20 protein-coding genes, 4 tRNA genes and 1 other RNA gene are annotated in these 23,512 nt (G+C 46.2%); 10 read left to right on the forward strand and 15 right to left on the reverse strand.

Annotated elements, in window-relative coordinates:
• Positions 1 to 32: 32 nt before the first annotated feature.
• From ACN083_RS03000 to ACN083_RS03025, 6 genes are all read right to left on the reverse strand, one after another.
• On the reverse strand, positions 33 to 659 hold the full coding sequence (locus tag ACN083_RS03000) for a DsbA family protein (RefSeq protein WP_419101350.1): 627 nt from the start codon (positions 657 to 659) through the stop codon (positions 33 to 35).
• Positions 660 to 740: 81 nt separating this feature from the next.
• Positions 741 to 2,030, reverse strand: a complete 1,290-nt coding sequence (clpX, locus tag ACN083_RS03005; protein ID WP_419101351.1) for an ATP-dependent Clp protease ATP-binding subunit ClpX — start codon at positions 2,028 to 2,030, stop codon at positions 741 to 743.
• Positions 2,031 to 2,275: 245 nt separating this feature from the next.
• On the reverse strand, positions 2,276 to 2,953 hold the full coding sequence (locus ACN083_RS03010; protein ID WP_419101352.1) for an ATP-dependent Clp protease proteolytic subunit: 678 nt from the start codon (positions 2,951 to 2,953) through the stop codon (positions 2,276 to 2,278).
• Positions 2,954 to 2,985: 32 nt separating this feature from the next.
• Complete coding sequence (locus ACN083_RS03015; protein ID WP_419101353.1) at positions 2,986 to 3,618, reverse strand: ATP-dependent Clp protease proteolytic subunit; 633 nt, start codon at positions 3,616 to 3,618, stop codon at positions 2,986 to 2,988.
• A 228-nt stretch (positions 3,619 to 3,846) separates the two neighbouring features.
• Positions 3,847 to 5,145, reverse strand: a complete 1,299-nt coding sequence (gene tig / locus ACN083_RS03020; RefSeq protein WP_419101354.1) for a trigger factor — start codon at positions 5,143 to 5,145, stop codon at positions 3,847 to 3,849.
• A 128-nt stretch (positions 5,146 to 5,273) separates the two neighbouring features.
• A tRNA-Pro gene (locus ACN083_RS03025) sits at positions 5,274 to 5,348 on the reverse strand.
• 273 nt (positions 5,349 to 5,621) lie between these two features.
• Here ACN083_RS03025 and ACN083_RS03030 point away from each other — a divergent pair.
• A tRNA-Gly gene (locus tag ACN083_RS03030) sits at positions 5,622 to 5,695 on the forward strand.
• Between the two features lie 134 nt (positions 5,696 to 5,829).
• Here the strand turns inward: ACN083_RS03030 and ACN083_RS03035 are convergent.
• The 3 genes from ACN083_RS03035 to ACN083_RS03045 all read right to left on the reverse strand — a co-directional run bounded on the left by ACN083_RS03035 (position 5,830) and on the right by ACN083_RS03045 (position 8,015).
• Entirely contained in the window at positions 5,830 to 6,507 is a 678-nt protein-coding gene (locus tag ACN083_RS03035) for a TenA family protein (RefSeq protein ID WP_419101355.1), read from the reverse strand.
• Positions 6,508 to 6,609: 102 nt separating this feature from the next.
• Entirely contained in the window at positions 6,610 to 7,500 is an 891-nt protein-coding gene (locus ACN083_RS03040) for an Fpg/Nei family DNA glycosylase (protein ID WP_419101356.1), read from the reverse strand.
• Between the two features lie 26 nt (positions 7,501 to 7,526).
• A complete protein-coding gene (locus ACN083_RS03045) occupies positions 7,527 to 8,015 on the reverse strand; it encodes a ribose-5-phosphate isomerase (protein ID WP_419101357.1) in 489 nt (162 codons plus the stop codon).
• 238 nt (positions 8,016 to 8,253) lie between these two features.
• On the opposite strand from ACN083_RS03045, the gene pepN reads away from it, so the two are divergent.
• Together pepN and ACN083_RS03055 are read left to right on the forward strand one after the other, a co-directional pair.
• Positions 8,254 to 10,800, forward strand: a complete 2,547-nt coding sequence (gene pepN / locus ACN083_RS03050; protein WP_419101358.1) for an aminopeptidase N — start codon at positions 8,254 to 8,256, stop codon at positions 10,798 to 10,800.
• A 138-nt stretch (positions 10,801 to 10,938) separates the two neighbouring features.
• Positions 10,939 to 11,337, forward strand: coding sequence for a globin (locus ACN083_RS03055; RefSeq protein WP_419101359.1), 399 nt, complete (start codon positions 10,939 to 10,941; stop codon positions 11,335 to 11,337).
• A 117-nt stretch (positions 11,338 to 11,454) separates the two neighbouring features.
• Here the strand turns inward: ACN083_RS03055 and ACN083_RS03060 are convergent, their stop codons facing one another.
• The 3 genes from ACN083_RS03060 to ACN083_RS03070 all read right to left on the reverse strand — a co-directional run bounded on the left by ACN083_RS03060 (position 11,455) and on the right by ACN083_RS03070 (position 14,591).
• Entirely contained in the window at positions 11,455 to 12,177 is a 723-nt protein-coding gene (locus ACN083_RS03060; RefSeq protein ID WP_419101360.1) for a transcriptional regulator, read from the reverse strand.
• A gap of 251 nt (positions 12,178 to 12,428) precedes the next feature.
• The gene (ettA, locus tag ACN083_RS03065; RefSeq protein ID WP_419101361.1) at positions 12,429 to 14,108 is read right to left on the reverse strand and encodes an energy-dependent translational throttle protein EttA; all 1,680 of its coding nucleotides are present in this window, start codon (positions 14,106 to 14,108) and stop codon (positions 12,429 to 12,431) included.
• Positions 14,109 to 14,282: 174 nt separating this feature from the next.
• Complete coding sequence (locus tag ACN083_RS03070; RefSeq protein WP_419101362.1) at positions 14,283 to 14,591, reverse strand: antibiotic biosynthesis monooxygenase family protein; 309 nt, start codon at positions 14,589 to 14,591, stop codon at positions 14,283 to 14,285.
• 148 nt (positions 14,592 to 14,739) lie between these two features.
• On the opposite strand from ACN083_RS03070, the gene ACN083_RS03075 reads away from it, so the two are divergent.
• Positions 14,740 to 14,812 (forward strand) — tRNA-Arg (locus ACN083_RS03075).
• Positions 14,813 to 14,882: 70 nt separating this feature from the next.
• On the opposite strand, the gene mptB is transcribed toward ACN083_RS03075, so the two are convergent.
• The gene (mptB, locus tag ACN083_RS03080) at positions 14,883 to 16,448 is read right to left on the reverse strand and encodes a polyprenol phosphomannose-dependent alpha 1,6 mannosyltransferase MptB (RefSeq protein ID WP_419101363.1); all 1,566 of its coding nucleotides are present in this window, start codon (positions 16,446 to 16,448) and stop codon (positions 14,883 to 14,885) included.
• 151 nt (positions 16,449 to 16,599) lie between these two features.
• On the opposite strand from mptB, the gene orn reads away from it, so the two are divergent.
• From orn to def, 3 genes are all read left to right on the forward strand, one after another.
• On the forward strand, positions 16,600 to 17,220 hold the full coding sequence (gene orn / locus ACN083_RS03085) for an oligoribonuclease (RefSeq protein ID WP_419101364.1): 621 nt from the start codon (positions 16,600 to 16,602) through the stop codon (positions 17,218 to 17,220).
• 102 nt (positions 17,221 to 17,322) lie between these two features.
• Positions 17,323 to 17,398: transfer RNA gene (locus ACN083_RS03090), tRNA-His, on the forward strand.
• Between the two features lie 84 nt (positions 17,399 to 17,482).
• Positions 17,483 to 18,055 (forward strand): peptide deformylase, encoded by a 573-nt coding sequence (gene def, locus ACN083_RS03095; RefSeq protein ID WP_419101365.1) that lies wholly within the window; start codon positions 17,483 to 17,485, stop codon positions 18,053 to 18,055.
• A 30-nt stretch (positions 18,056 to 18,085) separates the two neighbouring features.
• Here def and rnpB read toward each other — a convergent pair.
• Positions 18,086 to 18,436, reverse strand: an RNA gene (rnpB, locus tag ACN083_RS03100) — RNase P RNA component class A.
• A gap of 30 nt (positions 18,437 to 18,466) precedes the next feature.
• Between rnpB and ACN083_RS03105 the strand changes: the two genes are divergently transcribed.
• The gene (locus ACN083_RS03105; protein ID WP_419101366.1) at positions 18,467 to 19,231 is read left to right on the forward strand and encodes a YaaA family protein; all 765 of its coding nucleotides are present in this window, start codon (positions 18,467 to 18,469) and stop codon (positions 19,229 to 19,231) included.
• 139 nt (positions 19,232 to 19,370) lie between these two features.
• Positions 19,371 to 21,797 (forward strand): HtaA domain-containing protein, encoded by a 2,427-nt coding sequence (locus tag ACN083_RS03110; RefSeq protein ID WP_419101367.1) that lies wholly within the window; start codon positions 19,371 to 19,373, stop codon positions 21,795 to 21,797.
• Between the two features lie 93 nt (positions 21,798 to 21,890).
• On the opposite strand, the gene ACN083_RS03115 is transcribed toward ACN083_RS03110, so the two are convergent.
• Complete coding sequence (locus ACN083_RS03115; RefSeq protein ID WP_419101368.1) at positions 21,891 to 22,787, reverse strand: Nif3-like dinuclear metal center hexameric protein; 897 nt, start codon at positions 22,785 to 22,787, stop codon at positions 21,891 to 21,893.
• Positions 22,788 to 22,919: 132 nt separating this feature from the next.
• Here ACN083_RS03115 and msrA point away from each other — a divergent pair, with 132 nt between their 5' ends.
• Positions 22,920 to 23,447, forward strand: a complete 528-nt coding sequence (gene msrA / locus ACN083_RS03120; RefSeq protein ID WP_419101369.1) for a peptide-methionine (S)-S-oxide reductase MsrA — start codon at positions 22,920 to 22,922, stop codon at positions 23,445 to 23,447.
• Positions 23,448 to 23,512 lie beyond the last annotated feature (65 nt).

Genomic DNA, 23,512 nt, shown 5'->3' on the forward strand with positions numbered 1-23,512 from the left:
TGCCCCAACCCCTCACCTTGAGGAAAGTCGTGTTACTGGTTATTGAAAATTGGCCCGACAGTGCGAGGGCGCTTCAATTCAAAGAAACCTGGATAAGAAGCTAAGGTGAGGGCAGCGTCAAAAAGCTTTCCTGCTTCTTCTCCAGTAGGTGCGGGGCTAATCACTGGACCAAAGAAGGTTACTCCGTTAATGCTCATCAGAGGAACACCGATGTCGTCTCCCCCAGCATGTTCTAGCCCACGACGAGTAGAAGAACGCATCTGCTCATCGTATTCGTCATGATGGGCGTACTGCGCGTAGTCTTCGGGTAAACCGACAACGGCTAAAGCAGCAACAATAGCTTCTTCGTAGCGGGTACCGCCATGGTTCTGTTGGTGATGGATTTGTTCACCTAAAGCGGTGTATAGTGCATCAACTTCTTTTTGAGAGTAGTTTTCAGCGACTGCAGTGACAACTCGAGCTGGGCCCCATACTTGTTGCATGTGTTCATGGTATTTTTCGGGAAGTTCACGTCCCTCATTTAATACTGAGAGAGAAAAAGGGTTCCATACGATGTCGATGTCACGAACCTTTTCGACTTCTTTAATCCAGCGTGAAGTAATCCAGCACCAAGGGCATGTTGGGTCAAACCAAAATTCTACGGATGCTTTATCTGCCATGATGACTCCTTAATGTTGAGAGATAAGGTTTAGTCCTTATACTGTAGTCTTCTCGTTTTAAGAGAAAAATTCTTTGAACTCTTAGGCTGATTTTTGAGAGTTATCTCCTGCACCAAGCACTATTATCGGTTCTTTATCCCCTTGAACGACTTCAGCATCAATAATGACTATCGATACGTCCTGACGTGATGGAATATCGAACATGACAGGAAGTAAGAGTTCTTCCATAATTGCGCGTAGCCCACGTGCACCGGTCTCACGCTCAATTGCTAATCGTGCAATAGCCGATAGTGCAGAATCCTCAAAAACAAGTTCCACACCGTCCATGGCAAACATTCGCTTGTATTGTTTAACTAAAGCATTTTTAGGTTCTATTAGGATTCTTGTCAGGTCTTCTTCGTTCAAGGTGTTTAAGGTAGCAAGAACTGGTAGACGACCAATGAATTCAGGGATTAGACCAAATTTGAGAAGGTCTTCTGGCATCAGTTTTTGGAGTAGGTCAGTGTCCTGCCCAGCATTATCAATGCGTGCACCAAAGCCGATGCCTTTTCGTCCAACACGTCCGCTAACAATCTCTTCAAGCCCAGCAAATGCGCCAGCAACAATAAACAAGATATTTGTTGTGTCAATGTGCATAAAGTCTTGCTGAGGGTGTTTACGTCCTCCTTGTGGAGAAACTGCTGCTACCGTTCCTTCAAGGATTTTCAGTAACGCCTGCTGAACTCCTTCTCCAGAAACATCTCGAGTAATTGACGGGTTATCAGCTTTTCGTGAGATTTTATCGATTTCGTCAATGTAGACGATACCCTTTTGTGCTTTTGTGATGTCTCCATCGGCGGCTTGGATGAGTTTAAGCAAAATGTTCTCGACGTCTTCGCCGACGTATCCAGCTTCGGTAAGCGATGTTGCATCAGCAACAGCAAAAGGAACGTTCAGTTTCTTCGCGAGGGTCTGAGCAAGATAAGTTTTTCCAGAACCGGTAGATCCCACCAGAAGAATATTAGATTTAGCGATATCAACGTCTTCCCCATCGGTTGCAAGAAGTGTGTTTGCTTCGGTAACGGGGTTTTCCATCATACGGATACGTTTGTAATGATTGTAGACTGCAACAGCGAGGACTCGTTTAGCAGCTTCTTGTCCAACAACATATTCTTGAAGATGATCAAAAATTTCTCGTGGCGTGGGTAGCTCCAGCGGTTCGTTATCTTTGCGAGTTTCTGATAATTCTTCCTCAAGGATTTCATTACACAGCTCGATACATTCATCGCAAATGTAAATATTTGGCCCCATGATGAGTTTGCGAACCTGTTTTTGGTTTTTGCCACAGAAGGAGCATTTGAGAAGGTTGGTTGCCTCGCCGATTCTCGCCACGCTGCTGTTCCTTTCCGTCGGATTCTGTCAGTCTCTAGGCTACCTTGATTCTCTCAGAGTCCAAATTACACACAGTTTTAAGTCTTAACTACGGTTGTATTACAGAGTCTTGACTTCTATCATAACGACACTTGAGGTGTTTGACGTAAGACTATACTATTGTTTTCTTTTTTATTGTGAATAAAGAAGTGAGCCCCTTGAACACTCATATCAGGTTGAGGGTTCAAGGGGCTCAGCACAACTTGTTAGCTGTAGTCTTCGGCAGTATTAAATTTTGGTTTTACGGCTTTACGTGATTCAAGTACTTGATCGACGAGACCGTATTCAAGGGCAGCTTGCGCTGTCATGATGTTGTCTCGTTCAATGGAACGATCTACTTCTTCGGGGTCTTTATCACAGTGTAGTGCGAGAGTGTCTGCAAGCCATTGGCGCATACGCATTACTTCGTTAGCGTGAATTTCGATGTCTGAGGCCTGTCCACCTTGTTGTCCACCTAGCGCTGGCTGGTGAATCAGCACACGAGCGTTAGGAAGAGCTAGACGTTTTCCGGGTGTTCCAGCAGCTAGGAGCACAGCTGCTGCAGAAGCTGCTTGACCTAGGCAAACAGTTTGCACCTCAGGGCGAATGTACTGCATGGTGTCGTAGATTGCTGTCATTGCGGTGAAAGATCCACCGGGAGAATTGATGTACAGGGTGATGTCACGGTCTGGGTCTTGGGATTCGAGTACGAGCAGCTGAGCCATAATGTCATCGGCTGAAGCATCATCGACTTGGGTTCCAAGGAAGATAATACGGTCTTCAAAGAGCTTAGCGTAAGGATCTTGACGCTTGTACCCGTAGGGCGTGCGCTCTTCAAAATTTGGCAGGACGTAACGGTTGCTAGGCATGACGTGAGCAGGCATTGATGTGGGATTATAATTCATTTTCTTCTCCTCAAAATTTTGTTGATACACAATTATTTTTGTGCTGAGACCTGTGTTCCTGCGCTGGTAGCAATATGGTCAAAGAAACCGTAGGCAAGACCTTCTTCTGCGGTAAACCAGTTGTCGCGGTCATTATCTTTGAGGATAGTTTCCAAAGTTTGTCCAGTGCGCTCTGCAGTAATCTGCGATAGGCGTTTTTTCATGTCCAAGATAAGTTCTGCTTGAATGCGAATGTCTGAGGCGGTACCTCCTAGACCGCCGGAAGGCTGGTGCATGAGGATTCGAGCGTTAGGAGTTGCATAGCGTTTTCCTGGTGCTCCTGCGGTCAGGAGGAACTGCCCCATAGATGCAGCCATACCTGTTACAACAGTTACGACGTCGTTAGGGATTAGTTGCATGGTGTCATAGATTGCCATACCTGCAGTAACAGAGCCGCCGGGTGAGTTGATGTATAGATAGATGTCGGCTTCAGGGTCTTCTGCAGAGAGTAGAAGCATTTGAGAGCAGATGCGGTTTGCGTTGGAGTCACGAACTTCAGATCCAAGCCAGATAATACGTTCTTTGAGCAGACGGTTATATACGTAGTCGTCTTGTCCCCCTGCGGGAGTTTCGGCATGTGAAGTAATGCCAGCAGAGAACGACGGCAGAGGCAAAATATGAGACATAAGTTCTTTTTCCTTACTCGCTGATACCGAATGCGTCCGGTTCATTGAAAATATCGGTTACTTAGAAGATTAGCGAACTTTTCATCACTTCGGGTGTGAGTTCACGTTCAACGAAACATCTCGTGTCATGCCTGAACTGTTCATACTAATGTTTTGGTGGTGGTGTTTAGAGAATACGCTTGTGGGGCACCCTCCCGAAAGAGAATGCCCCACAAGCGTATGAGAAGATTATTCTGCGTCTTTCGCAGTTCCTAGGTAGGAAGACAAGTCAACGACGTTACCCTTGGTATCTTTAACTTCTGCTTTTTCAAGTACAGAAACAAGAGCCTTGGAACGACGTACTTCGCCAACCATAAGACCAGCTTGACCAGAGCCTTCTAGCATCTGAGCGAACTGGTTTGGATCCATGCCGTATTGAGAGGACATGGTAATGATGTAGTCGATGATTTCGGACTGTTCAACACCGATTTCTTCAGCCTCAGCAATAGCATCGAGAACCATTTCGTTCTTGAATGCTTCGGTTGCGTTCTTGCGGATTTCTTCACGGTGTTCTTCGTTATCGTGGTCAGCTTCAGTACCAGCAGATTTGAAGTGCTGTTCTAGCTGATCTTCGATGACCTTCTCAGGGACAGGAACTTCCGTTAGTTCGACAAGTTGAGCGAGAACTTTGTCGCGAGCTTGCGCGCCTTGTTCTGCAACCTTAGAGTCGAGGGCCTGCTTCTTGAGGTCTTCTTTGAGTTCTTCAATGGTGTCGAATTCTGAGGCTAGCTGAGCGAATTCGTCATCTGCTTCTGGAAGTTCACGTTCCTTGACTGCGGTTAGCTCAACTTTGACAACAGCGTCTTTACCCGCGTGCTCACCACCAGCAAGTTTGGTCTCGAAGGTTGCGTCCTCGCCAGCAGAAAGTGCAGTGAGAGCTTCGTCTAGACCTTCAAGCATGGTTCCTGCACCAACCTGGTAAGAGAGGTCGTTTGCAGCGTCTACTTCTTCGCCGTCGATAGAGGCAGTAAGGTTGATGGTGACAAAGTCTTTGTCTGCAGCGGGGCGGTCGACAACTTTGAGGGTGCCAAAGCGTGCGCGAAGATCGTCAAGAGCTTTCTGCTCATCTTCTGCAGAAACAGTTGCTTCTTCAACTTCTACGCTTAGACCAGAGTAGTCAGGAAGTTCAATTTCAGGGCGAACGGTGACCTGAATGGAAAGTTTCACATCGTTTTCGCGCGCAGATTCCTCTGGCTTGCTGATGATTTCCAATTCTGGCTGAGCAAGAGGGATAAGACCGTTCTCAGCGAGTGCTTTCTGGTAAAACTCATTGAGTCCTTCGTTGAGAGCGTTCTCTACAACAAAGTCGAATCCAGCGCGCTGTTCAATAAGCGCACGAGGAGTTTTGCCCTTGCGGAAGCCGGGAACCTGGATCTGCTGAGCCAGAGACTTGTAGGTACGGTCAAGATAAGTCTTGAACTCTGCGAAAGGAACCTCGACCTCAATTTTTGCGAGGGTCGGGTTGATCTTCTCGACGGCAGTTTTCACGTCCGCTGATCTCCTGAATATTTAGTCGGTTATCCGCAAGTATTGTTGACTCGCAGATTCTTGTAATGGTTCTTATGATAAAGCAAAACCCGTCGAAAGAATACTTCGACGGGTTCTGCTAACTCATGTCGGGGTGACAGGATTCGAACCTGCGATCTCCTGCTCCCAAAGCAGGCGCGTTAGCCAAGCTACGCCACACCCCGTTCAGCACAAGGCGTTATCCAGTGTATAACAGTTTTTTAATCCTCGCTACTCGAAAAACTTTTTTAAGCAGTTTTTAACCCCCAAAAACACCAAAAATAACTCCCGAAGACCATCATTTCCACTAGTAAAAAGCACTTTTCTACCTCGTGAAAAAATCTCAAAAAAAATTTTCTACAACCCCTCAAAGACCCTCTTTGAGAAAAGAATCAAAAAAAATTCCCTTTTCGAGTTGACAGGGCATCAAAACTAGTGTTTACTAGATTGAGTCCCACGGGGATGTAGCTTAATGGTAAAGCCTCAGTCTTCCAAACTGATTACGCGGGTTCGATTCCCGTCATCCCCTCCATATAAAATATCCTGAAGCGATAAAGCTTCAGGATATTTTTTTATGCACGGAAACCTTTATACTCTCAAGCAATCATAAAATCCCCTACACAACGCTCATAAAAGCGCTATGCAGAGGACCAAATCAACCCATCTTTACCGATAGTTTTCATCAAAAAATTCGTATTCACGATCAACAGCTTCACACCACCGAGCAATAATCTTCTCGTCAGCGCCACCACGTAATTGAAGAACACGCTCTAACTCATCCACCAAAAATTGTGCCCACTGCGCAAAATCTTCACCACGATGCAGCTCTATCCAGCCACGATGCAAACGACGTTCAGGCTCTGGAAGCCCAAGAGAACCCCAATCTAAATATAAAGCTTCAGCAATCACCAACATCACCAATAAATGCGCATAATCCTGCGACGCAACCGCAGAATACATAAGCTTCTCAAAAGCACTCGTATTCTCCGTCAGCAGTGGAGCAATACGATCTTGCTCAGAAACACCCAACTCATCAAAAGAATCCTCAAAATAAGTATTTTCAGATTCTGCCAAAAAACCTAGCTGACGAGCAAAACGCAATTTTACGGAAGCCTCATCCGCACACGCTACGCACTCCCCCAGCATCGACAAAAAAGCATCAAAGAATTGATAGTCCTGAACAAGGTAATTTCGCAAGACCTGATCTTCAATAGTCCCCGCAAACAACTCATGGACGAAACGATGTTCAACCGTTTCCTTCCAACGTTGCGAAGTCATATCTAAAAGCTTTTGGACGTTTGCCCCACAAGTAAATGATGATGTTACGGGAACGCGACAAGACATAAATCCACCTTTATTGCCAGTAGGTACCAATACCGAAAGTATAGATTCCCTCCAACCCATAAAGAATGAGCTAGGACACATAGGGGATATATGTCAAAACTATTACACCGCCAAAGAACACTGACATTGAGGACACCAATACAACTTACGCCCAGCAAGTTCTTTCATCGCGATAGAAGAGGAACACAACAAACAATTCTGCCCCTGCCTCTGATACACATAATATGCAGCGTTCGGCCACGCATCTTCTAACGGAATACCAGCACGATGCTCATCACGAGTTGTCACAATCTTCCCCAAACGAACACCGACACGAAGAAGATCTGAAAGATCCTCCCATAACAATAAGGCTTCGTCTAAGGAAAGGTCTCGAGCAGGGCGCATCGGGTCAATCCCCTGCCGAAACAGCGATTCCGCTCTAAAAATATTTCCGACGCCCGAAATAATTTTCTGGTCCATCAGCACTACCGCAATAGGGCGGGAGGTGCGTTTCAAAGACCCATAAAACGTCTCGACAGAACTGTCCTGAGAAAGAGGGTCTTGCCCTAACTCAGCACGAACGTTCGCTACTTGTTCAGGAGTCAGCACTCTGCACGTCATAGCACCAACAAGATCAGCCCAACAAGTATCAGCAATAATCCGTGCCCGAGTTGTAGGAGCAACCTCCGCAGGGGCCGTAGCAACCAAACGTTGCCCAGTCTGTTCTATCTCTTGAGCTTTACGCGGAGCACCAATAGCAGTAGAGCCTATAAAATGTTCACCACCAAAAGTCCAAGCACCATAGATTCCCAAATGGACGTTGAGTGTTAAGTCATGATCAAAACATATAAAAAGATGTTTCCCATGAGCATAAGCACCGGTGATAGTCTGCCCATCAAGCAACCGGGCACCATCACTAAAACGCCCCTGAGGACTAGTAACAGCAACAACTTTCCCCGAAAATAGCTCCGTAAATTGATGGGCAAGACGATGAATCGAATGACCTTCTGGCATAATAATCGTGCTAATTTCTCAAAACGCTAGGAGTTAATTTCTCGACCAGTAATAGCACCAGTAGCCTCGTACTCTGCCATCTGGTCGATACGGCGTTGATGACGTTCTTCACCAGTCCAAGCAGTCGTCAAGAAAACGCGAATAATTTCCCATGCTTCCTCAAGGCTGTGTTGACGCCCGCCAATAGCCACCACCTGAGCATTATTATGTTCACGAGCCAAAGCAGCAGTATCATGGTTCCACGCCAAAGCGGCACGGATACCAGTTACTTTATTTGCTGCCATCTGTTCGCCATTTCCCGAGCCGCCCAAAACAATCCCTAAAGAATCCAGCCCCTCTTCTCTATCTTTCCGAACACCAAGAGCCGCATTAATACAGAAACTTGGATAATCATCTAGCGGATCATATTCGCTTGGGCCGTGATCAATAACCTCATATCCGTTCTCTGTTAGCTTCTGAACAAAATACTGACTCATCTCTAAACCAGCATGGTCAGTCGCAATATGTACGCGCATAGTAAAAGCTCCTTGAAAGCGATAACGCCAGCAGAGACGAGGAGTTCTTCTGCTGTCGTGCAGTAGTTATTCAGGCAGCGCCTATTTCATCTTTGTGAACTAGGGCATTAGACTTTGAGAGAAGAGCTTCTAGCTCATAGTTCTGCTAGGTCTTATCTAATGATTCTAGTAACGATTGAGGAGTAGCGCATTCTACGCGTCTGCGTTGCACCCGTATTTTTGAAAAAGAGAGGGCTATATGCCGGGAATGAACCTTACACGCGCTGAGGCAATTGAACGCGCAAACGTTGTCACTCACGTTGATTCTTATACCATCACTGTGGATTTGACCCAAGGCGAAAGAATTTTTACTACCCACGCAACCATCGTTTTTGATGCAGTAGCTGGCGCCTCAACTTTTATTGATGCCATTACCGACACCGTTCGTTCCATTAACCTCAATGGTGTTGACCTTCCAGTAGACCTCGCTGATGGCGTGCGTATTCAGCTACCAGAACTAGCAGAAAAAAATACCCTCATCATTGATGCAGATTTCCTCTACACCAACACCGGTGAAGGGCTGCACCGATTCGTCGACCCCGCTGACCAAGAAGTTTACCTCTATTCCCAATTTGAGGTTCCAGATTCCCGCCGAGTCTACCCTGTCTTTGAACAACCAGACCTCAAAGCATCCTTCGTTTTTTCGGTCAAAGCTCCTCAACACTGGACTGTTATCTCGAACCAGCCTGAGACTTCTGTTCACAAACAACCAGACAGCACACTCTGGAGTTTCAAGCCCACACCTCGTATCTCCTCATATATCACCGCAATTATTGCTGGCCCCTATGAAAAGGTCACAAGTTCTTTAGTCAATTCCGAAGGACGAACCATTGCATTAGGTGCTTTTGCCCGTAAATCTCTCATGCCGTATCTAGATACCGAAGACATCTTCACCTTGACGCGTCAAGGATTTGAGTTTTACGAAAAGATATTCGACACACCCTATCCTTTCGAAAAGTATGACCAGCTATTCGTGCCAGAATTCAACGCTGGCGCCATGGAGAATGCTGGTGCAGTCACCTTCTTAGAGAACTATATTTTCCGTTCAAAACCCACTGAAGCTCTTATCGAACGTCGTGCTATTACTATTCTTCACGAACTAGCACACATGTGGTTTGGCGATCTTGTCACCATGAAATGGTGGAATGACCTCTGGCTCAACGAATCTTTCGCTGAGTTTATGTGCACTCTCGCAGCAGCGGAAAATACTCGTTTCTCCTCTCAAGCGTGGGCAACCTTCGCCGCATCAGGAAAAACTTGGGCATACCGTCAAGACCAACTTTCATCGACACACCCCATTGTTGCGCCTATTCGTGACCTCAACGATGTGCAAGTGAACTTCGACGGTATCACCTACGCCAAAGGTGCTTCTGTTTTACGTCAACTTGTTGCATGGGTTGGACAAGAGAACTTTATGTCCGCACTCACCCAATATTTTGCAAAACATTCTTGGGGTAATACCGTCCTCGATGATTTACTCGTTGAGTTAGAGGCTACCTCCGGACGTGACGTTCGCTCATGGTCTGCACTATGGTTAGAAACCGCTGGTGTTAATACGCTAACTAGCGAAGTTGAAGAAGATGAAAACGGTAACATCTCATCGTTGAAAATTCGTCAAAGCTATGCGGAAGGGTACGAGACACTACGTCCGCATCGTCTTGTCGTCGGGTTCTATTCTTTGCGTGAAGGAAAACTAACACGTACCAAGCGTATTGAGTTAGACGTTAATGGTGAACTTACAGACGTGGCTGAAGCCTCCGGCGTTGAACGACCTGATTTGATTCTTCTCAATGATGAAGATTTAGCTTATGCAAAGATTCGTCTAGACGAACGCTCTTTGCAAACAGCTATTGACCATCTTGGTGATATCGACTCCCCCACTGCCCGCAGCGTTGTATGGGGCTCATTGTGGGATACAACTCGTGATGCGCAAATGCCGGCACACCATTTTGTTGAGCTTGTTCTCAATAACATTGGTGCAGAAACAAACTCGACATCAATGCGTGTTCAGTTGCTTAACCTCGAGCACACGCTCTCATTTTATGTTGCTCGCTCTCATGCACACGATTTACGTATCCGTGTTGCAGATCGTCTATGGGACATCACACAGAAAGCCCAACCTCATTCTGACCAGCAACTACAGCTTGTGCGCGCTTTTGCGCGTCTTGCAAAGTCAGATGAACAGCTCGATCGTGTTCAGTCGTTGATGGACGGTTCAATAGTTCTTGAAGGTATCGTCGTAGACACTGACTTGCGATGGTCTTTCATTCAGTCTCTAGCTGCCGGTGGGCGATACAGCGCAGAAGAAATTGCGCAAGCTCTCGAACAAGACCGCACATCAAATGGTCAGCAGGCTGCTGCTACTGCTGAAGCGTCTATTCCTACAGCTGAAGCTAAAGCTAAGATGTGGCATGACATCGTAGAAACCGGTGAGCTCTCGAATATCGTTCAGCGCTCTGCTATTGCAGGATTCTTTACCGGTGCAGACGAACAGCTCATGGAACCCTATGTTGAACGCTATTTTGAGGCTATTGAGCAGGTTTGGCGTTCTCGCAGCCATGAAATTTCTCAGCAAATTATTGGTGGACTATTCCCCCAGAATTATTCTGCACAATTGCTTGAACGTACCGAACAGTATTTAGCATCGTTACCAGAAGATGCGGGTTCTTTACACCGTCAAGTTGCAGAATGTCGAGATTCTATGGTTCGAGCGTTGAAAGTCCAAGAAGCAGACGCTCGTTCATAAACTCAACAGCTTTCTGATCAAAAGCTTGGTCAACAAAAGACCCCTTAACGATGATTGGTGCTTCTCTTAGCATCAGCACATTGGTTGAGGGGTCTTTTGATGTTTCAACGGTTCTTTTCTCTTGGTAGGCTAGTGAACGTGAGTTCCCATAATCATCCAGCAGAACAACAATCTTTTTATCATCAAGTTGGAGGCGCCCCAACTTTTGAAAAGCTCTGTTCAGAGTTCTATCAACGCGTTGCTTCAGATCCTGAATTTCGAGCCATGTATCCGGAAGAAGACCTTGCGCCAGCGGAGCGTCGGCTACGAATGTTTTTAGAACAGTATTGGGGTGGTCCGACTACCTATCAGCAAGAACGGGGTCATCCACGTTTAAGAATGAGGCATTTCCCTTTTGCTATTGGAGCCAAAGAACGAGACACTTGGTTGCAGTATATGCGGGAGTCGGTCAAGACGCTTGGGCTATCTCCTCTTCACGAAACAGTGATGCTTGACTACTTAGAGCGTGCAGCCCATGCAATGCAAAACCGTGCTTAGCTCCCCCCACGTGTTTTCTGGAGGTGCATCACCGAGGTAGAAAATATTTTTTATGTTTTGCTTTTTCAGAGGGTTCTAGGGTTCTAGGGTTCTAGGGTTCTAGGGTTCTCAAGAAGTTTATTCTGAACTTGCAGATTTTTTACACAAGACATGTCCCATGGGGCACGATAGTCTAATCCACCCCTCAGAATGATAGATATAGACTGGCATATGCGCCACGGGTGGCAAAAATCCTAGTACTTCTGCAGCAAAAGCAATACCACTAGGAAGCGTATAGTTTTCTGGAGTGTAGCGGTATTCTTGATTCTCTATTGCTTCCCACGGCATAGGAGATGACCAAATACGAGAACGGACGGTTGCTAGAACAGCGTGTCCGGGGTTAGCCGGAAGAGCACTATCTACAGCATTCATTCCGTCAAGAGCTATTTTTTTGAGCTCTCCTACTGTGGTTCGACCGATTTTCGCCCAGTCACTAAAAGGCGGCAGCTGACCGCTCCATGATGCTGTTGTAACCACCGGTGGGATGAAAAGATAATTTTTCTGTTGATCAATACGAGCAAGCCGATCAAGTACCGCGCTGATTTCTACCGTTGTATCTAGTGTTTGGGCAGAAGCAATGTTGAGTGCTCTTAGCCCAAGGATGGTAGGTGTGGTATCGATGAGTGTTTCAGGTGCCAACGCACAGACATAGGCGCCGACAGACATGCCACGAGTAATGAGCCGTACTGAGGCTTGTGCATCTAAAGATTTTGCGCGGGCGAGATAGGTTTTGAAGTCTTTAATTTGGTTAACATCTACCAGCTGAAGGTACGAAGCATTTTCTGCTGTTTTGTTAAGCATTCTTCGGTTCTACCTCTTTATCATATGTTGTAGGTTCTAGGGTTTACCCTATACCGTAGTTTTAGCGCAATCCTTATCTATAAGAATATCGTGTACAGAGGATAAAGAACGAGAGTCTAGATAAGTTCTCTCAGCTTTTCTTCAGAAGAACTCTTCAAGAAAGAGGGGTGTCACAACACTATTTAGTGTTGTGACACCCCTCTTCTACAGTTCAGAGTCTATTGCTCGTTGTCTCAGAGCAGATGATGAACTTATCGAGTCAATTTACGGTGAATGACACGGTGCGGTTTTGCCGCTTCAGGGCCGAGACGTTCAACTTTATTAGCTTCATAAGACTCGAAGTTACCTTCGTACCAATACCAGTTATCTGGGTTTTCGTCGGTACCTTCCCACGCAAGGATATGGGTTGCAACGCGGTCGAGGAACCAACGGTCGTGGGATACGACAACGGCACAACCGGGGAATTCAAGCAACGCATTTTCAAGGGATGCAAGAGTTTCTACGTCAAGGTCGTTTGTTGGTTCGTCCAAGAGCAGAAGGTTTCCACCTTGTTTGAGGGTCAATGCTAGGTTGAGACGATTACGCTCACCACCAGAGAGCACTCCAGCTTTCTTTTGCTGGTCGGGGCCTTTGAATCCGAAGGCCGAGACATACGCGCGTGAGGGCATCTCTACTTGACCTACTTGAATGTAGTCTAGTCCGTCAGAGACAACTTCCCAGAGCGTTTTTTCAGGGTCGATGTTCGCACGGTTCTGATCAACGTATGAGATTTTGACGGTTTCACCAATTTTGAGTTCTCCACCGTCTAGTTCTTCAAGTCCAACAATTGTTTTGAAGAGGGTCGATTTACCCACACCGTTTGGCCCGATGACGCCGACGATACCGTTACGCGGCAGGCTGAAAGACAGTCCGTTAATCAAAGAACGTCCATCAAACCCTTTTTGAAGGTTTTCAGCTTCAATGACGACGTTACCTAGGCGTGGACCTGGAGGAATCTGAATTTCTTCGAAATCAAGCTTACGAGTTTTCTCCGCTTCAGCTGCCATTTCTTCATAGCGTGCAAGACGAGCTTTAGATTTTGCTTGACGGCCTTTAGTATTCGAGCGGACCCAGTCGAGCTCATCGTTAAGACGCTTTGCCAATTTTGCGTCTTTTTTGCCCTGAACTTCTAGGCGGGCGCGTTTCTTCTCGAGGTAGGTTGAGTAATTGCCCTCATACGGGTAGAGGTTTCCACGGTCAACTTCAGCGATCCACTCCGCAACGTGGTCGAGGAAGTAACGGTCGTGCGTTACAGCAATAACAGCACCTTCGTAGGATTGTAGGTGTTGTTCGAGCCAGAGCACAGATTCTGCGTCAAGGTGGTTCGTGGGCTCATCGAGAAGAAGGAGGTCTGGTTTTTCTAATAGCAATTTGCAAAGTGCAACGCGTCGTCGTTCACCACCGGAGAGTTTTGTTACTGGTGAATCTGCTGGTGGGCAGCGGAGAGCGTCCATCGCTTGTTCAAGTTGGGAGTCGAGGTCCCATGCGTTGGCTGCATCAATAGCTTCTTGCAGTTTGCCCATTTCTTCCATGAGCGAGTCGAAGTCTGCATCGGGATTTGCCATTTCTTCTGAGATGGCGTTGTATCGGTCAAGTTTTTCTTTAATCTCGCCGACGCCTTCTTCGACGTTACCTAGGACGGTTTTCTCTTCGTTTAGTGGTGGCTCCTGTAGAAGGATTCCTACAGTATATTCGGGGGAAAGACGGGCTTCACCGTTAGATGGAGTGTCTAGTCCTGCCATAATTTTGAGGATAGTTGATTTTCCGGCACCGTTTGGGCCGACCATACCGATTTTAGCGCCTGGGAAAAATGACATAGAAACGTCATTGAGGATGACTTTGTCGCCCACTGTTTTGCGGGCTTTGCTCATCGTGTAAATAAATTCTGCCATGGTCTCTAGGCTACCGTATTCGGGTTTTTCTTGCTGTTCTTTAGTGTCAGTGTGTGGAATGTTCTTGGGTGTTTTGTTCTATCAGCTTATGTTGAGTGTGGTGTGAGACGTTGATGAGAGAACTGCCCCAGATAGACGGTTCGCTATCTGGGGCAGTTTTGGTCGATATTATTTTTAGTATCCGGACTCTTCAAGCTCTGGTAAGTCAACTACTTCAAAGCTGAGCGTTCCTTCAGCTCGTGAAACAGTGGTATTTGGGTCTCGTGGGGAGCGTTTTGCTGCCCATGCTTGGAAACTTTCTTCATCCGCCCAGCGGGTAATGACGAAGTAGTGTTCTTGTCCTTCTCCAGTTGGACGTAACAGCTCGAAACCTTCAAAACCTGGTTCTTGATCGACAGAGTGTTTGCGTTGGGCAAATCGTTTTTCGAGTTCAGCAAAGTTGCCGTCTTTCACAGCAAGCTTGTTAATTTTAAGGATGGTCATGATAGCTCTCTTTCTTCGTTGTTGAGCTATTTCCAGTATATGCTTGGTGACAGATATTACCTATAGATTTTTCGCATTATAGGTACTTTCTTTTTGCTCCTCTACGAATCTGGATGTATCATACAGAAAGGTTATTTTTGACCTTATTGCCTCAGTAGCTCAGTGGATAGAGCAGGAGCCTTCTAATCTCTTGGTCGGGGGTTCGACTCCCTCCTGGGGCACCCAGCAAAAGAGGCCTTGCAACGCTATATAGCGTTGCAAGGCCTCTTTTCTTTTGAATGCAATACCTATTTAGACCACCATTAGGTAGGTAGCAGGTTGGCGTCTTTCCCGTAGAATTTGACGTGTTGCAGCGTCGATAAAGACTAAATAACAGGCATACCCGAAGGAAACAATGACGGCGAGAAGTCGCCCCATGTTGGTGTCAAAATCTTTGAGATAGGGTGATACGTCTAGCTGGTCACTTACCGCATAAATCATGAAAAATAGTGTGGTAATGAAGTAGAAGTCCAACTCCCAGTTGTTTTTGATGCCGGTGACAGCAAAGAACGGTATCACCCATAGTAAGTACCACGATTGGATCATAGGAGAGAAGACAACAACAAGTCCTAGAGATAGCCCTGCTCGTCGAACAACTTCAGGCCATGATTTACAGAACATGATAGCGACAGCACTTCCCATACCGATATATTTGCTGATACTGCCAATAGTGTCTTTGACGAAGTCTGCAGTTTCTGACGATGAGAAAAAAGCAACAATAGATGAACCCACTACCATAAGGAAGCCCATCGGCGAATACCAAATGTATTGACCTCCGGTCGTCGAGAGTGCACCAATCCACCCGAACCCGAAACCGCTGAGTAGCCCCATCACGGTCAGTTCTGTAAGGGAGATGACACCAACATAGAACCACGTAATGAAGATTCTTCTCCACGAGGCATCTTCTCCGGCCCAAAGCAGCCCGATAAACGGTAGGAGCACGAGAGCAATGGGTTTGATAGCAACAGCTAAAGTCACCAATGTTGCCCCGAGAATACCGCCTCGATAGTTACGGTTTTTTGTAGCGTAGTAAAATCCGGCTAGGGCGATACCTGTCATGAGAGCGTCGTTGTGCGCGGCGGTTACGAATTGAGCAATAAAGAGTGGGTTTGTGACAACAAGCCATAATGCACGTGTGTGATTGATATCGTGAAGAACTGCAATTTTAGGTACATAATAGGCAATTAACGCAACTCCGAAAAGTGCAATGAGCCTAAACAAGATAATGCCTAGGTCAATATTTGATCCAGCAATTCTGACAACAAATTCTTCAATCCACAAAAAGAGCGTCCCATAAGGTGGTGGCGATTGCGCCCAGAGGGGATCTGCCCCGTATTGGAAGAAATTGTTGATGGTCGAGACGCCGTTTTCGTAGGGGTTTAGCCCGGCAAGCATGACTCGTCCTTGCGCAAAGTAGGAGAAAACGTCTCGACTGAAGAGTGGGAATGCAAATAGTTGTGGCGTTGTCCAGCAGATAATGGCTCTCCACGTCCATTGGCTGGCGTCACCGTCCCAAACTCCAAGCTTTTGAGAAAGCCTGAGCCATTCCCTGCACATCATCATTCCACCGACTGCTAATAGCAAGATACAGGTGACAATGCCTGCAACGTTATATCGCAAGGCAATAATCAGCGGCTCTCTGTTCAGAGGTGATGCGTCACTAATCCAGCCAACACCAAAGGAACCTATTGTCATAAGCATAGAGCCTATGGTTCCCATGATGATCGTGCGCATTGGGTTTTTATAGACGTAACGTTTTCCGAGATTGCGCCGATACTGACTAGATGCGCGAGAAGGTTTTTCTACTGTTTGATTCATAGGGTTCCTGATAAGGGGTGCCGGTTATTGACGTTAATTTTACCTGTTATTTGTTTTTGGCAGTATGGGCTACGAGATGCGTCAGCTAATTCTTGAGAAGTTTTTAGTTAAGGTTTTCTTTTTCTTCGTTCTTGAGAGTAGATTAGAGTTTGTGTCTATTTCTAATGAACGAATTGTATGGATTGATTGTGAGATGACAGGACTGTCGTTGCAGCAGGATGCTCTCATTGAGGTAGCGGTTATTGTTACTGATGCTGAGCTGAATATTGTTGATGACGGGTTAGATGTTGTCATTAAGCCTGAACCAGAAGCATTTGAGCAGATGGACGATTTTGTGCGGAATATGCACGAAAATTCTGGCCTGCTTAAGGAGCTTAGTTCTGGTCTTTCGTTGAGTGAAGCTCAAGCTCAGGTGCTTGAGTACATTAAAAGATTTGTTCCGGTTGCAGGCAAAGCTCAGCTAGGTGGCAGTTCTGTGGGAACAGATAAGGCTTTTTTGACCCGCGATATGCCAGAGGTCATTGAGCATCTTCACTATCGGGTGATTGATGTATCTACGATTAAGGAACTTGCTCGCAGGTGGTTCCCTGCTGCTGCGTATAGTGCTCCACAGAAGACGGGGAACCATCGCGCGTTGGGAGATATTAGGGATTCTATTAACGAGTTAAGGTACTATCGTCGGACAGTTTTTGTTCCAGCTCCGGGCCCTGATTCCGTGGAATCCGCCAAAATTGCTCAAGAGTTTTCTTCGCAAACCCCTAAACAGTGTTAAGCATCACACTGTTTCAGTTTTGGTTTTATCGTATTAGTCGGTAAGCTATTATCTGTTGCTAAAACAAAGTCCTTATACAACACTTTGGGTTAGTAGCTTATGGTGGTCGTAGCTCAGTTGGCAGAGCGCCTGGTTGTGGTCCAGGAGGTCGCGGGTTCGACCCCCGTCGATCACCCCAGAGAAAGGGTCGTTATGGCATTAGCCGTAACGACCCTTTTACTATATGTTGCTATTTTCTAGGATTCCACGTTAAGGAGTTTTGATGACAACCCTTCCCATTGTTATTCATGGAAACCCTGTTCTACACCGAAGAGCAGAACCTGTCACAGCATTCGACGACACCTTAGCCGAGCTGATTGACAACATGTATGAGACTCAAGAACTTTCTCACGGTGTTGGGCTCGCTGCCCCGCAGGTTGGCGTAGGACTCAGACTTTTTACTTATAAGTTTGATAATGACGACGGAGTCCCTCCCCTAGGTGTTGTTATCAATCCGGTACTAACTCTTGGAAAAATTTCCTCTGCTGACCCTGACCCTGACGAGGAAGAAGAAGGCTGCCTATCATTTCCTGGATATGGATTCCCTCTCAAAAGAGCAGAATGGGTAGGGGTTCGAGGTCTTGACGCCCAAGGTCAGCCCCTTGAGTTTGAAGCAACTGGCTGGTTTGCCCGGGTGATGCAACACGAAACAGACCATCTAGATGGCAAACTATATGTCAATCGTCTTAATAAGAAGTGGACAGCAAAAGCTAAAAAAGTTATTAAACGTGAAGGGTGGACTATGGAGGGGAATTCATGGCTGCCGGGGGTTGACCCAGATCCTTTTGGCCATTAAAAGTGGAAATCCAACCATCTGAGCGGGGTACGAACGGGACGCTCGATAAGCCGGGTTTTGTACTTAATGTTAAGTGGCAATTATCCATCTAGACCTAGAATTGCTTCTAGGCTCAAGCAGCTTACCCGAGCACTTCAGCGCACTACTTACTACGTGCTCTATTTAGCCTTGCTCCGAATGGGGTTTACCAAGCTGTTATAGTCACCTATAACACTGGTGGTCTCTTACACCACCTTTTCACCCTGACCTAGAGTTCTAGGCGGTCTATTTTCTGTGGCACTTTCCTGCAAGTTACCTTGAGTCGACGTTATCGACCATTCTGTGCTATGGAGCCCGGACTTTCCTCGTGGTGGTTTACCACGCAATTGCCTGAACGTCCCGTTCGTACCTTGATTCTACTACACTTAAAGCATGCTTATTTTATTTCCTCCTTCAGAAGGCAAAACAGCTCAAAATACAGATCGAACTGTCGATTTAGCGGATTTGAGTTTTCCTGAGCTCACTCAGTCACGTGAGGAGTTGATGCAGCAGCTCCAGATAGTCAGCGATTCTGAGGGTGCTTTGGCTCAGCTTAAGGTAGGGGCATCCTTGACTCAAGAAGTAGAGCGCAACACACGATTATGGCGAGAGCCTGCAGCTCAAGCGTCTGAAGTTTATAGTGGCGTATTATTTGAAGCTTTTAATTTTTCTTCTCTAGATGAGCAGGCTCAAGAACGCGCTATCAATTCTGTGGTGATTATTTCTGCTCTTTGGGGAGCTGTCCGTTTCTCGGACGTTATTCCTGCATATAGGTTGTCTATGGGTGTAAAGCTTGGTGAGATTGGAGATCTTGCAAAGTATTGGAAAGGTGAACTTCCAACAGTCTTGAACCGTCACTATGACGGCGAGTTGGTTATCGATTGTCGATCTGCAGCATATGTGAAGGCTTATCCTACGCCGGTAGAGCGGACTTTAAGCGTTCGTGTTGAGAAAGTTCTTGAAGGCAATGAACGTAAGGTTGTCTCCCACATGGCTAAGCATTATCGAGGTGAGCTAGGACGATACCTTGTCCAGAAAGGCTTAACTGAGATTAATGTCCTAGACGAGCTGATAAATGAATTGTCCAAGGACTGGGAAATTGAGTTTTCCCCTGCCACAGCAAAGTCTGCAGGTATTCTCACTCTCGTAGTTCGCTAGTTTTCATGGGATAAAACACACCAAAAGAACATATCTGTTTTTACCGGACAATTTTAGTTCGAAACTATAGAATCTAAACTTTAGTTAAGTGTAAGATAAGGCTGTCCTTATCCGACACATTTCTAAAGGTAGGCCCATTTTGCCTCACTCATTCTCTTTTAAGAACTTTCAGCGCAGAGCTTGTGCGCTGAGCCTTGCTGGAGCTCTTCTTGTCCCCGCGGCTGCGGTAGCATTCGCACAAGAAAACGCCCCTGCAACAGCAGTTATCGCCAGTGACGCCCAAGTTCAGCAACTTGGTGCGATGCACTGGGGAATCCGTCCTTCATTTATCTCTTATGTTGGAGGACACTACAGCATCAGCGACGATGTTACTGAAGAAAACGGAATCTACAACTTCCCATTTAACGAAGTTGAAGAAAAAGATGGTGTAACAACCATTACTGGTTCTGGTCAGGTTCGTTTCGCATCTCATTGTTCAGATACTGACAATGTAGATACCTGCGAATTGGATCTTTCTCTTTCTGAGCCTCAGATTGTGCTCAACCCAGAAGGAACTTCTACACTCAGCTTTGTCGTGCGTACCCGCAATTATCAGTCCAAGCAAATTGAGGGCCCTTCTCGCATTGTTATGGCAGACCTCAAACTGGATGGCGCAACACAGTCTGAAAATGATGGTGTTGTCGTTTGGGATAATATCGCAACGGAACTTACTGAAGAAGGTGCTCACGCATTCTCCAACTTCTACAACGCGGGCACCGCTTTGGCTCCGTTGAGTTTTTCTTATCAGGGAAAGACTGTCAAAGTTGCAGAATCAGACTACTCTATTGGCAAGAGCTGGAATACTGGCCTAGATTACAGTGACGTTCACAAAGCTTCACGCATTGGCAAGTACGTCGTCCATGGATACGCAGAGTATTGGGGAGATTCCGCTCCTAAATTCACGGTTCTTGATACCGAAACTATGGAGCCAGTATCTTCAATTGAGGTTCCAACTGTTAAATCTTTGCCGTTCACCACTGATGCAAATCGTGGAATCTTCTATGTAGTTAACTCCGAAACTCGCGCAGTAGACAAATTCGTTGTTAATGAGTCCGGCACACTCGTAAATGATGGTGTTGTTGATGGACTTGTTGCTCCTGAAAATGAGCGTGTCTCTGCTTTGGGTTACAATCCTTTCAACGATAGTTTAGCTTTGCTCACTGTTGATGATGAAGGTAGCGGAACCATCCAGTTTGTGGATGCCTCTGGCACTGTTTCTTCTCACAAGTTGCCTGACCCTTACGAGGTTTCTCCTGCACTTAAAGGTGTAAAGGCATATTCTGTCAAAGATTATTACGGTGATAAGTGGACTAATAATTCACGCATTCTTGAGCCTCTAGCTGATGGTTCCTTCGTTTTTTCACCTTCTACCAGTCTTTACGAAGAAACAGGTAATGAGTACATTCTTCGTGGACACATTTTGCAGTTCTCTAATACAGATACCCCTGTATACGAGATAGCAGAAGCACAGCCTGCAGAAGGTCTTGGAGCGAGCATGCGCAACGTTCGAACTTCTGATGATGGAAAAACTATTTTCCGTTGGAATGGTTTCTGGGGAAGTTCTTCTCGTTGGCAAGTACTCGGTTATGAAAATGGCCAGTTCTCTGTTATTAAACCAACTGAGGTTCCTCCTGTAGATATCTCTTCCATCGCGTCAGTATTCTCTGACGGCGATCGTGTTGCTGTCTTGGACGGAACTCATAGCAAGGTTGTTTGGTTTGATAGCAATTATGAGCCTGTTATGGAGTTAAGCGTTCCTAATATGGAGCGCACTGCTCAGGATAATCCTCTTACTGTAGTCATGGAAAATGGCGACATTATTATGCCAACTGTTGTGCGTAATAGTGATTATGATGATGAGCAGTTCTTGACTCGTCTTGTCAAGAATCAAGAAGCCGTAACACCTACTGAGCCTGCAGAACCCACTGAGCCAACTGAGCCAACTGAGCCAGCTGAACCAACTGATCCTGCAGAACCCACTGAGCCAGCTGAACCAACTGAGCCAGCTGAACCAACTGAGCCAGCTGAACCAACTGAGCCAGCTGAACCAACTGAGCCAGCTGAACCAACTGAGCCAGCTGAACCAACTGAGCCAGCTGAACCAACTGATCCTGCAGAACCCACTGAGCCTGCAGAACCAACTGAGCCTGCAGAACCAACTGAGCCAGCTGAACCAACTGAGCCAGCTGAACCAACTCAGCCAGCTGAACCAACTCAGCCAGCTGAACCAACTCAGCCAGCTGAACCAACTCAGCCAGCTGAACCAACTCAGCCAGCTGAACCAACTGAGCCAGCTGAACCAACTCAGCCTGCAGAACCAACTCAGCCTGCAGAACCCACTGAGCCAGCTGAACCAGCAGAGCCAACTCAGCCAGCAGAGCCAGTTCATAGCCATGAAGCAGTTCAACAGAAGAAAAAACTTGCTTACACTGGCTCCCACGTAACAGGTCTTGCCCTGTCAGCGCTCTTTATGACTGCTGCAGGTGGCATACTCGTTGCCCGTTCACGCCGTCAAACTCGTTCATAAAATCCTAAGCGAGTAAGACAAAACGAAGAGGCCTTGTTGTAAACATGAATGTTTACAACAAGGCCTCTTCAGTGCATTCCCTACAGAATTCTGCTAAAAAGTACTTGCAGAACCAGCAACATTACCGGTAGAAACCACAAAATCCCATGGATCAGTATTTAGCTCAGAAACGTAGAAAGAAATATCGTATCCCTGTTTAGATAATCTCTGTTGTAGAACTCTTCCAACCCCCTCTAACCAAAGACTTTCACTAGCATAATGAGAACAATCAATCAGGTATGGTGAACCACCCGCCAAGGAAGCGCCTTCACGGAACTCTGAGGCAGGATGATGTCTTAAATCAGCAGTAATATACACATCCGCGCCCTGCTTGCGAACCTCACCGAGCAGAGAGTCACCAGCACCTGTACACAGTGCAATCTTCTGAACATACGCTGTTCTAGGCCCCGCTACACGCAATCCCCCAGCCGTCGCAGGAAGAAAGTCAGCAATACGATGGGATAAATCTTCTAAAGTCATAGGTTCTGGTAGCTCACCGATACGACCAATGCCTACGCAATGCTCTTGCCCATCAATCTCAACATATTGAGAGTCACTGAGCACTTGTGCCTGCTCAATGCCAAGAAGCTTCATGAAAACATCATTCGTGCCCAACGGTGAAGAATCAACATTCGTATGAGCACCCAATAAAGCACATTGTCCCTCGATAAGAGTCTGTAAAACTTCTCCTTTATACGTATCATCCGCTATAAAATGCACAGGCCGCAATAGCAAAGGATGATGAGTAATCAATACATCTGTTCCACGTTGCACAGCTTCACGCGCCACAGCAACAGTAGCGTCTACAGCAAACCCAATAGAACGCACAGGCTGTTTCATTCTTCCCGAGATGAGACCGCTAGCATCCCAACTTTCAGATAGATGAGGAGGAAACAACTCATGAAAAGTTCGAACCACATGTTCTAGCGAAGGTATTTTTTGCTCTGTCATACTCTTATCGTCTCATGAGTTCTAAGCATCAACATATACCAAAACCAACCAAAAGATACAGAACTTTAGCTCTCATCTCAGCAGTACACTAGATATAACAGTAAAAATATTGAGACCAATAAGGTGGTAACGGTGCAGACTCTCGTTCTTGGCGGAGGTTGTTTCTGGTGTTTAGAAGCAGTTTTAAGAAATTTCCGAGGAATTACCGATTGCGTTGTTGGATATACAGGAGGAATATTATCTTCCCCCACATATCCTCAAGTATGTGACGGGAATACCGGGCATATTGAAGTAGTCAAAGTACATTTTGACCCTCAGATAATTCCAGCAGATATTATCCTTGATATTTTCATGGCTTCTCATAATCCAACCAGTTGGGATCAGCAAGGTGCAGATGTTGGTTCACAATACCGTTCTGCGCTGTTTTATTCGACAGATGAAGAACATCAGCTCATAACTCAGGCTATCCAACGAGCACAAAACCTATGGGATTCACCTATCGTCACAGTTGTTGAACCGTTGGGAACCTTTTGGGAGGCAGAAGACTACCATCAAAATTATTATGCGAAGAACCCAGAACAAGGGTATTGCTCAGCCGTTATTAATCCAAAAGTGTCTAAAGCTCGACAAGCATTTTCCTCATATCTCAAAGACCAATAATAACGTTACGATATGTTTCAGAGTTGATATAAATCTATGAGTCACCCCGTAAAGTGATACATACG

The sequence above is a fragment of the Rothia sp. CCM 9418 genome (assembly GCF_048512825.1).
Taxonomy (GTDB): Bacteria; Actinomycetota; Actinomycetes; order Actinomycetales; family Micrococcaceae; genus Rothia.

Coding starts and splice junctions, on each gene's coding strand:
- ACN083_RS03000 (WP_419101350.1), bottom strand. CDS start 659: ATGGCAGATAAAGCATCCGTAGAATTTTGGTTTGACCCAACATGCCCT.
- ACN083_RS03010 (WP_419101352.1), bottom strand. CDS start 2,953: ATGAATTATAATCCCACATCAATGCCTGCTCACGTCATGCCTAGCAAC.
- ACN083_RS03015 (WP_419101353.1), bottom strand. CDS start 3,618: ATGTCTCATATTTTGCCTCTGCCGTCGTTCTCTGCTGGCATTACTTCA.
- ACN083_RS03035 (WP_419101355.1), bottom strand. CDS start 6,507: ATGTCTTGTCGCGTTCCCGTAACATCATCATTTACTTGTGGGGCAAAC.
- ACN083_RS03040 (WP_419101356.1), bottom strand. CDS start 7,500: ATGCCAGAAGGTCATTCGATTCATCGTCTTGCCCATCAATTTACGGAG.
- ACN083_RS03045 (WP_419101357.1), bottom strand. CDS start 8,015: ATGCGCGTACATATTGCGACTGACCATGCTGGTTTAGAGATGAGTCAG.
- pepN (WP_419101358.1), top strand. CDS start 8,254: ATGCCGGGAATGAACCTTACACGCGCTGAGGCAATTGAACGCGCAAAC.
- ACN083_RS03060 (WP_419101360.1), bottom strand. CDS start 12,177: ATGCTTAACAAAACAGCAGAAAATGCTTCGTACCTTCAGCTGGTAGAT.
- ettA (WP_419101361.1), bottom strand. CDS start 14,108: ATGGCAGAATTTATTTACACGATGAGCAAAGCCCGCAAAACAGTGGGC.
- ACN083_RS03070 (WP_419101362.1), bottom strand. CDS start 14,591: ATGACCATCCTTAAAATTAACAAGCTTGCTGTGAAAGACGGCAACTTT.
- mptB (WP_419101363.1), bottom strand. CDS start 16,448: ATGAATCAAACAGTAGAAAAACCTTCTCGCGCATCTAGTCAGTATCGG.
- def (WP_419101365.1), top strand. CDS start 17,483: ATGACAACCCTTCCCATTGTTATTCATGGAAACCCTGTTCTACACCGA.
- ACN083_RS03105 (WP_419101366.1), top strand. CDS start 18,467: ATGCTTATTTTATTTCCTCCTTCAGAAGGCAAAACAGCTCAAAATACA.
- ACN083_RS03115 (WP_419101368.1), bottom strand. CDS start 22,787: ATGACAGAGCAAAAAATACCTTCGCTAGAACATGTGGTTCGAACTTTT.